Genomic DNA, 5,899 nt, shown 5'->3' on the forward strand with positions numbered 1-5,899 from the left:
GCCATGACCATTGACCGCAACACCCTCATGCTGGCTACGGCCAGCCTGTTCGCCCTGTCATCCAATTTCGCCTGCGCCGAGGATAAAGGCCTCACCACCCGGCTGGGGGAAGCGGAAATCTCCGTTACCCTGGATGCGGCATTGGCCGGCTTTGCTCTGCGCAATGCACAATTCGGCGCCGGCTCCGCAGGCCAGAATGGCATCCGCCAGGGTGGCCGCGACTGGATCGAGGGCTTCGCCAAGCCCGGCGTTGAAATCTCCGCTCCCCTGGGCAATGGCCAGGCCTATGGATTGCTCTCCGCCATCGGCACCATCACCCGAGGCGATGGCGATGCCCAGGCCACCAGCGGCACCAGCATGCGGCCCAGCCATCTGGCGCCGGAAGATTATGCCATCGGCTGGCGTTCGGGCGGCAGCTTCGCGGCGTTGGGCGAAGATGCCATCGATATCTCGCTGGGCAATCAGGCTTTCAGCATCGGCGATGGCTTTTTGATCCTGGATGGCACCGCCGAGGGCTCGCGCCGCGCCGCCTATGTGCTGGGCCCGCGCGCCGCCTTCGCCGACACCGCCATCCTGCGTATCAACACCGCCCCGCTGCGCGCCGACCTGTTCCATCTGGCCGGCAATGTGGACCAGCGCCGTATGTTGGCAGGCGACGCTCCCGCCACCCGGCTTTACGGTGCCAATCTGGAATGGTTCGGCTCCGGCAATGGCAATAAAGGCCGCAACGCCTATGAAGACCGCGCCTGGTATCTCGGCCTCACGGCCCTGCATGTCTACGATGCCGATTCCTCCGGCGCATTATCCTTTGCCAATGGCAATAACGGCAGCGCGGGCGGCGCCAACCGCGATGGGCTGAATGTATTTTCCATCCGCAGCGGCGGCGCCGTGCTGGCGCCGCTGGACGAGGCCCTAGAACCCCTGGGCGAAGCCTTGTCGGATTTCGGCTTCTATGCCGAATATGCCGTGCAGCGCAACGACAGCACAAACCGCAAGGTGCGCGCCCATGCCTGGTATGTGGAGCCGCAATACACGGTCTCCAGCCTGCCCTGGACACCCAAGCTGGCCTATCGCTATGCGTATTTCAGCGGCGATGCCAATACCAACGATGCCACCGACAAAAGCTGGGACAGCCTCTATAGCGGCGGCGGTCCGCGCGGCTTCGGGCGTTGGGACCAAGGCGAAATCTATGCCCGCTATGTGGGCGGCAATAGCAATCTCGCCAGCCATATGCTGCATCTCAGCCTGCAACCGGCAGAGGCCTGGCAGATCGGTGCGATCTATTACCGGCATGATTTCGACAAAGCGCCGGCCGGCGTATCATCCAGCCGCCTGATGGACGAGATCGACCTCTATGCGCAATGGGACACGCCGCTGAAGGGCTTAGGCATCACCCTGCTGACGGCAGCCGGCAAACCCGGCAGCGGCCAGAAACAGCAGCTCACCAGCAATGCCGCCGGCAATGGCGAGGCCGTAGATCGCACGATCTGGCTCGGCCAGATCGTGCTGAGCTACAGCTTCTAGCTTTCCTTCACGCTAATGCCGGCGGTCTCAGGCGGCCGCTGGCGCTGCACCATGTACACCAGCACAATCAGCCCCAGGCCGGCCAGATCGGTATAGATGCCGGGCTTGATCAACAGCAGCGCCGCCGCCACCAGGGCCAAGCGTTCCCAAAGCACGGCATGGCGAATCAGATGGCCGTTCAGACCGGCCGCCAAGGCGAGACAGCCGATCACCGCCGAAATGCTGGCATGTATAATCGTGAGCGGGTCGCCGATAAACAGCAAGGCCGGTTCGTAAACGAACATGAACGGCACGATGAATCCGGCCGCACCGATACGCACGGCAGACCAGCCGGCATCCCAGATATTCGCCTTGGCCAGGCTGGCAGCGGCATAAACCGCCAGGGCCACCGGCGGCGTGATCGCCGACAGGATGGCGAAGTAGAAGGCGAACATATGCGCCGCCTGCTCGATCACGCCCAGCTTGATGATGGCGGGCACCATCAAAGACACCATCACGATATAAGCAGGCGTGGTAGGCATGCCCATGCCCAGGATGATGCCGGCCACCGCCGTGAGCAGCAACGCCAGCAACAGGCTGTTCTGCGCCAGGCCCACGATGGCGTTGGTGAAGCTGATGCCAAGGCCGGTCAACGTAATCGAACCGATCACCAGGCCGGCACAAGCGCAGGCCAGCGCCACCGCCAGTGTGTTGCGCGCACCATCTTCCAGCGCTTCCCAGATCAGGCGGAAACTCAGGCCCTCACGGCTGCTGGCGCGCAGCAAAGCCACCGGGAAACAGGCCAGCGTGCCGGCCAGGGCGCAAAGCGGCGCCGAATAACCCGCGAACATGCCGCCCAGGATGATCGCCACCGGAATGAACAGATGGCCGCGTTCGATCAGCACCAGTTTGAGGAAGGGCACTTCCGCCGGCGGTAGGCCCAACAGGCCACGGCGCTTGGCCTCGAAATGCACCGCGCCGAAACAGGCCACGTAATACAACACGGATGGAATCAACGCCCAGAGCGCCACTTGCGCATAAGGCACGGCCAGGAATTCCGCCATCACGAAGGCGGCGGCGCCCATGATCGGCGGCATGATCTGCCCGCCGGTGGACGCAACCGATTCCACGCCGGCGGCAAAGGCCTTGCTGAAACCGGTGCGCTTCATCAGCGGAATCGTGATCGGGCCATCCACCATCACATTGGCCACGGCGCTGCCCGAGATTGTGCCGAACAGGCTGGACGACACCACCGCCACCTTGCCCGGCCCGCCAGCCGAGCGGCCGGTAAGCGACAAGGCGAAATCCATGAACAGCCGGCCGGTGCCGGTCCGCTCCATGAAGGAACCGAACATCACGAAGACCATCACATAGGCCGCCGACACGCCCAGCGTGGAACCGAAAATGCCTTCGGTGGTCATGTAGAGCTGGTCGAGCAGGGTGAGCGGATCGACGCGGGTGAAAAACAACGCATGACCCATGAACACCATCGCGGTGATCGGCAGCGCCCAGCCGATCACCCGGCGGGTGCAATCCAGCACCACCACCACCAGCATCACCGCGGCAACGGCATCCAGCGGCTTCAGATCGTCGATATAGATGATGCGGTTGATGAAATAATCGTAATTGACGAACAGATGGCCCAACGCCAGCGTGGCGCCGGCAAACCACAGCACATCGATCCAGACGAAGCGGCGGCTGCCATCCTCGGCTTTGGCGAAGGGATAGAGCAACAATACGAGCGTGAGTGCGAAAGACAGGTGGATGGCGCGATAGATCATCGCCTCGGGCGGCGCGATGGCAATGGCATACATGTGATACAGCGCCATCGCCACGCCGATCGGACCGACGATACGGCCGATCAGGCTGGAAATCTGGGTCATGTGCATCCCCTTACTTGCACAACACAACTGCTACAAAGCAGTACGCACGACAAAAACCTGCATGCCACAAAAGCCGATGCCGCCGGATAAAAATCCACCCGGCGGCATCGTTGATCGGTGCTGGCTTATTTCAGCGCGCCAACTTCCTTGTAATACTTGGCAGCGCCCGGATGGAACGGCACGCCGATATCCTCGGCCATGTCCTTCACCGTGACATTGCTCATCGCCTTGTTCACGGCCGCCATATCGGAGATATGCGTGGCCATTGCCTTGGTGATGGCATAGACCTGCGCTTCCGGCAGTTTGCAGGAGGCGATGAAATGCGCCGAATAAGCAATCACCGGCACATCCGTGGTCTGCTTCGGATAGGTGTTGGCCGGGATGATGCCCTTCACATAGCCGGCATTGATCTTCTTCATCGCCGCCACGCTGGCATCGGTCACCGGCACCAGGGTGATGTCGCGCGCGGTGGCCAGATCCATCACCGAAGCTGCGGGGATGGTGGTGCCAAGCGTGAAGATCTGCGCGTGGCCATCCTTCAGCAGTGCCGCGGCATCGTTATAGCTGGCCATATAATTGACTTTGCTGGCCGCGGCATAGGACAGGCCATGGGCCTTGAGGATATCGGCGGAGATCGCCTCGGCGGTATTGCCACGGGTCTGCACCGCGATGGCCTTGCCCTTCATATCTTCCACCTTGGCCACCTTGGCATCAGCCAGCGCCACCACCTGGAAATATTGCGGATACAGGTTGGCGATCTGGCAAACATTGGCGGTCGGCTTGTCGAACGGCGCGCGGCCGGCAACGCCATCCACGGTGGAGATCGAGTTGCCGAAACCGAATTCGGTCTTACCCTCTTCCACGCCCTTCACATTGGCAATGCCGGCGCCGGGCAGCGTTTGGACCGTTACGCCCGAAACCGCTTTTTCAAACATCGCCTTCAGCGTGCCGCCCAGCGGCACCCAGACGCCACCCTGCGGACCGGTCATCAGACGATAGGTCTGCGCCGAAGCATCATTGGCACCCAGCAGGGCGACAAGGCCGAACGAAATTGCGGATACCATAAACGCGCCGCGCATGACGGATTTTTTCATTGTTTCCTCCAGGTTTATAATTTTTGTTTACGGAGTGTGCGGCAGCGGACTACCCGGCGTCAAGCATAGATCGCGTTTGACGCGAGAAACCAACTGGTTACTTATCGTGCAGTTTGGACTGGACGATCCGGATGCCAGTATCAGGTACCGAACAAATCTGCCTGTTTTGGCGCCAGCCGCAAGACAAGGCTGGCATGATCCTCGATGCCGCCATCGGGCAGGATATGCAGCACCTGTGCGCCGCCTGCCAGCAGGCCCGGCGCCACAAGATGGGCGCGATGGCAATGGGCGGGATCGCGCTCAGCGCACATCATCGCCACCTTGTGTTCTGTGCCCAAAGCAAGCAGCTCGGCGATGCCATCCTGGAAGCGTTCGGCCCGGAGAGGCAACAATTCAAGCGGCGGCTTGCCGCCCAGGCGGTCGCCAAGCCAGCGATAGGATACGCCATTCTGCGGCAGCCATTGCCGCAGGTTGCGGCCGGCAAAACGCGGCACATAACGCGAGGCCGGGATGGAGCGCACATCGGCCAGCAGGGTGATGCCGTGCCGCCGGAGCAGGGCCAGAAACTCCGCCTCGGAATGGCTGGAATGTCCGATGCTGTGGATCACCGTATGGTAAACGCTGTCAGACATGCCCAGCCCCGAAACCTTGCCCCTGGGGAAAGGTGATGGCCATCACATGCATCGCAATCCGTGACCGCCGTTGTGGTAAAATTTGCGACAGTATATACACCGCCAGCGGGGAAAATACCGCAGGAGATTGCCTTTCCCGCCGTGTTACCACGCAATCCTGCCCCATACCATTCGGTCTGCATCCATGGCCAAATTGAAGATCGCAGTTGCCTCCCTGCTCACCCTGGCCGTGCTGGGGGGCGGCGGTTTCGTTTATATGAAGCGCAAGGCTGCGGGCGAGACGGCTGCGGTGCCGGCCGCGGCAGCCAGCCCGGCCCCGCGTTTCGAGGGCGTGGAATTCTCTCCTGCCGACCTGACCAAAGCCGCCCTTGCCGATCTGCGGCAGGCCGTGCGGCTTAGCGGCGGCCTGCAGCCATTGGAACAGACCGTGGTGCGCGCCGAAGTGGCCGCCCTGGTGCAGGATGTGCTGGTGCGACGCGGCGAAACGGTGAAGAAAGGCCAAGTGCTGGCCCGGCTGGATACCCGCGACCTGGCCGCGCGGCTGCGCGAGCGCGAAAGCAACCTGGCCTCCGCGCGCTCCAGCCTGCAACTGGCCGAGACCAATCGCGGCAAGGCCGTGCAGCTGAATCAGCGCGGCGTGAAATCCCAGGCTGCGGTGGACGATGCCGAGAATGCCTACAACACCGCACGCGCCAATGTTTCGGCCTATGAGCAACAGGTGATCATGGCACGCAAGGCGCTGAGCGATGCGGTGGTTGTGGCGCCCATCGATGGCGTGATTGCCGAC

The 5,899-nt window shown here is 62.3% G+C and carries 5 protein-coding genes; 2 read left to right on the forward strand and 3 right to left on the reverse strand.

Annotated features, from left to right (window positions below; all coding sequences use genetic code 11):
- Positions 1–1,524, forward strand: a 1,524-nt coding sequence (locus KBB36_RS20550; RefSeq protein ID WP_290985661.1) for an alginate export family protein, incomplete at its 5' end; no start/stop codon positions are given.
- Here KBB36_RS20550 and KBB36_RS20555 read toward each other — a convergent pair.
- From KBB36_RS20555 to KBB36_RS20565, 3 genes are all read right to left on the reverse strand, one after another.
- On the reverse strand, positions 1,521–3,386 hold the full coding sequence (locus KBB36_RS20555; RefSeq protein ID WP_290985664.1) for a TRAP transporter fused permease subunit: 1,866 nt from the start codon (positions 3,384–3,386) through the stop codon (positions 1,521–1,523). The genes KBB36_RS20550 and KBB36_RS20555 overlap by 4 nt on opposite strands.
- 125 nt (positions 3,387–3,511) lie before the next feature.
- Entirely contained in the window at positions 3,512–4,480 is a 969-nt protein-coding gene (locus KBB36_RS20560; RefSeq protein WP_290985667.1) for a TAXI family TRAP transporter solute-binding subunit, read from the reverse strand.
- Between the two features lie 140 nt (positions 4,481–4,620).
- Complete coding sequence (locus tag KBB36_RS20565; protein WP_290985669.1) at positions 4,621–5,112, reverse strand: DUF488 family protein; 492 nt, start codon at positions 5,110–5,112, stop codon at positions 4,621–4,623.
- Between the two features lie 184 nt (positions 5,113–5,296).
- Here KBB36_RS20565 and KBB36_RS20570 point away from each other — a divergent pair.
- Positions 5,297–5,899 (forward strand): efflux RND transporter periplasmic adaptor subunit (locus tag KBB36_RS20570; protein WP_290985672.1); only part of this gene is annotated, 603 nt, incomplete at its 3' end.

Origin of the sequence: Ferrovibrio sp., from assembly GCF_017994015.1 — a bacterium.
In the GTDB taxonomy this organism is placed as follows: Bacteria; Pseudomonadota; Alphaproteobacteria; order Ferrovibrionales; family Ferrovibrionaceae; genus Ferrovibrio.

Coding starts and splice junctions, on each gene's coding strand:
- KBB36_RS20555 (WP_290985664.1), bottom strand. CDS start 3,386: ATGACCCAGATTTCCAGCCTGATCGGCCGTATCGTCGGTCCGATCGGC.
- KBB36_RS20560 (WP_290985667.1), bottom strand. CDS start 4,480: ATGAAAAAATCCGTCATGCGCGGCGCGTTTATGGTATCCGCAATTTCG.
- KBB36_RS20565 (WP_290985669.1), bottom strand. CDS start 5,112: ATGTCTGACAGCGTTTACCATACGGTGATCCACAGCATCGGACATTCC.